The 2,906-nt window shown below is 67.6% G+C and carries 4 protein-coding genes; 1 reads left to right on the top strand and 3 read right to left on the bottom strand.

What is annotated here, in order from left to right:
• From purE to ACDELDRAFT_RS20910, 3 genes are all read right to left on the bottom strand, one after another.
• A partial coding sequence (gene purE, locus ACDELDRAFT_RS20920; RefSeq protein ID WP_005800111.1) for a 5-(carboxyamino)imidazole ribonucleotide mutase occupies positions 1 to 484 on the bottom strand: 484 nt, incomplete at its 3' end.
• A 158-nt stretch (positions 485 to 642) separates the two neighbouring features.
• A complete protein-coding gene (locus tag ACDELDRAFT_RS20915; protein WP_040330293.1) occupies positions 643 to 999 on the bottom strand; it encodes a ribbon-helix-helix domain-containing protein in 357 nt (118 codons plus the stop codon).
• Between the two features lie 135 nt (positions 1,000 to 1,134).
• Complete coding sequence (locus ACDELDRAFT_RS20910; RefSeq protein WP_005800108.1) at positions 1,135 to 1,716, bottom strand: DJ-1/PfpI family protein; 582 nt, start codon at positions 1,714 to 1,716, stop codon at positions 1,135 to 1,137.
• 178 nt (positions 1,717 to 1,894) lie between these two features.
• On the opposite strand from ACDELDRAFT_RS20910, the gene trxA reads away from it, so the two are divergent.
• A complete protein-coding gene (trxA, locus tag ACDELDRAFT_RS20905; RefSeq protein WP_005800106.1) occupies positions 1,895 to 2,803 on the top strand; it encodes a thioredoxin in 909 nt (302 codons plus the stop codon).
• Positions 2,804 to 2,906: the final 103 nt, after the last annotated feature.

Genomic DNA, 2,906 nt, shown 5'->3' with positions numbered 1-2,906 from the left:
GCGGCAGGGTCATGTTGCGCGCCACTTCGGTCTGCTCGGCGCGGAAGGCTTCGAGCCGCTGGCGCAGCGCGGGGTTCTCGTTGGCCAGCAGGGCCACGGCGAACAGCGCGGCGTTGGCCGCGCCGGCCGTGCCGATGGCAAACGTGGCCACGGGAATGCCCTTGGGCATCTGCACGATGGAATGCAGTGAGTCCACGCCCTGCAGGTGGCGGCTGGCCACAGGCACGCCCAGCACCGGCACGGGGGTCTTCGCGGCGATCATGCCGGGCAGGTGAGCGGCGCCACCGGCCCCGGCGATGATGGCCTTGAGCCCGCGGCCTGCGGCGGCTTCTGCATAAGCGAACATGTCGTCGGGCATGCGGTGGGCCGACACCACGCGGGCCTCGTGGGCGATGCCGAACTGTTCAAGAATCTGCACTGCATGCTGCATGGTGTCCCAGTCGCTGCTGGAACCCATGACCACGCCGATCTGGATGGGTTTCATGGTGTTGGGAGGTGCGGGGCGGCGGGCATGGCGCTACCGGCCCTGTAGATGGAACCCGCGATTTTACTTTTTGCGGGCGTGCAGGGCCAACTGCGGCGATTGCCGCGCCATCTCTGCGCTTGGCAGGGCCTGCGCGGGATGGGCCGCGGGCCGGGCTGTCAGTGGCGCAGGGCCGCCGCGCCCGGATGGCCTGCGGTGCTGCCCAGCGTGACGGAGCGGATCGGAATGCGCGTGTCCTGCGGAATGTCGCCCGACAGCTGCAGCGCCAGGTAGCGGGTGCAGCACACGCGCAAGAAGGAGGTGAAGTTGTCCACCTCGCCGCGCTCGGCCACCAGTTCATCGTAGAGCCGCGTGCACAGCTGGGGCACGGTGTAGCCGTCGCGTGCGGCAATGTCGCCCAGCACCTGCCAGAACATGTTTTCCAGCCGGATGCTGGTGGCCACGCCATGCAGCCGCACGGAGCGGGCGCGGTGGGCGTAGAGCTGCGGGTCGGCGCTGATGAAGACTTGGCACATGGCGGGTTCCCTGGTGTGGCGCGAGCGGCGGGCCATGGTGGAGCCCGCCGCCGGGCCTGTCAAGCCAGAGGATGCTTTGCTATGGATCGCATAGCTGCAGCCCTTTGCAAGGCAAGCGCTGCAGCCCTGGTGGGCTCAAAGTGTGATGCGCGTGCCCAGCAGCGCCAGGAATTGCGCGATCCAGGCCGGGTGGGCGGGCCAGGCGGGGGCACTGACCAGGTTGCCCTGCGTGTGGGCCTGGTCCACGGCAATGTCGGCGTAGGTGCCGCCCGCCAGTTCGACTTCGGCGCGGCACGCCGGGTAGGCCGAGCAGGTGCGGCCCTTCAGGACGCCGGCGCCTGCCAGCAATTGCGCGCCGTGGCACACGGCGGCCACCGGCTTGTCCGCATCGAAGAAATGGCGCACGGCGGCGCACACGGCGGGGTCGTTGCGCAGGTATTCGGGGCCGCGACCACCGGGAATGACCAGCGCGTCGTACTGCTCGGGCTTCACCTCGGCAAAGCTCGCGTTGAGCGTGAAGTTGTGGCCGGGCTTTTCGCTGTAGGTCTGCGCGCCCTCGAAATCGTGGATGGCCGTCTTGATCTGCTCGCCCGCGCGCTTGCCGGGGCAGACCGCATGCACGGTGTGGCCCACGGCCAGCAGCGCCTGGAAGGGCACCATGGTTTCGTAGTCCTCGCAATAGTCGCCGCAAATCATGAGAATCTTCTTGCCTGCCATGCTTGTCTCCTGGTGTGATGTCGGGGCTCGCCAGAGCCGCAGGGCATTGTGGGCAGTGCGCTCGCGCCGCAGGTATTAACCGGGTACTACAGTGGCATCCTTGTGAATGTCCCTTATCGGCCGCCGCGCGAAGCACCTGTGGTTCGCAGGGCCAACAATTTGCTGGAGAATCCCCGCCATGATCGACGTCACCGTAGAGAACTTTGAAGCCGAGGTGGTTGCCGCCTCCATGGATGTGCCCGTGCTGGTGGACTTCTGGGCGCCCTGGTGTGGCCCCTGCAAGTCGCTCGGCCCGGTGCTGGAAAAGCTGGAAACCGAATACGCCGGCCGCTTCAAGCTGGTCAAGATCGATTCGGACCAGGAGCAGCAGCTCGCGGGGATGTTCGGCATCCGCAGCATTCCCACCTGCGTGCTGCTCATGAACGGTCAGCCCGTGGACGGCTTCATGGGCGCGCTGCCCGAGGGCCAGGTGCGCGAGTTTCTCGACAAGCACGTGCCCTCTGCCGGCGAGCTGCAGGCGGAAGCCGAGGAGGAGGAGGCGCTCGACGCCCTCGCCGAAGGCGACACCGGCACCGCGCTCGAGAAGTTGCAGCATGCCGTGGCCACCGATCCCGCCAACGACGAGGCCCGCTTCGACTACGTCAAGCTGCTGCTGCAGCTTGGCCGCGAGGATGACGCCAAGGTCGCCTTTGCCCCGGTGATCGCCAAGGCCCCCGGCTCGCGCCGCCTGGGTGCGCTCAAGGCCTGGATGGATGCTCTTGATTTTGTAGCTGCGGGCGCTTATGGCGAAAGCGCAGAGGCCGGTTTTGAAGCAAAAATTGCCGCCAACCGCCGCGACTTCGATACCCGCTATGCACGTGCGCGCTGGCTGATGGCGCAGCAGCGCTGGCAGGACGCCATGGACGAGCTGCTCGAAATCCTCATGCGCGACAAGACCTGGAGCGACGAGGCGGCCCGCAAGACCTACGTGGCCATTCTCGAGATCATCGAGCCGCCCAAGGTCAAGGTGGCCGAAGGCCAGATTCCGCCCGAAGACCCGCTGGTGGCCACCTACCGCCGCCGGCTGTCGAGCGTGGTGCTGAGCTGAGCGGACCCGGATGGGTGACTGAAGCACTGCCCCCCACGCCCTGTGCGCGGCCTGGTGCCGTGCCCGCGGGGTGTGCGCACGCCGGGCAGGGGGCGGGTGGTGC

The sequence above is a fragment of the Acidovorax delafieldii 2AN genome, from assembly GCF_000175235.1.
GTDB lineage: Bacteria > Pseudomonadota > Gammaproteobacteria > Burkholderiales > Burkholderiaceae_C > Acidovorax > Acidovorax delafieldii_B.
The sequence above is the reverse complement of the archived record's forward strand: the minus strand, read 5'-3'. Positions and strand labels throughout refer to the sequence as shown.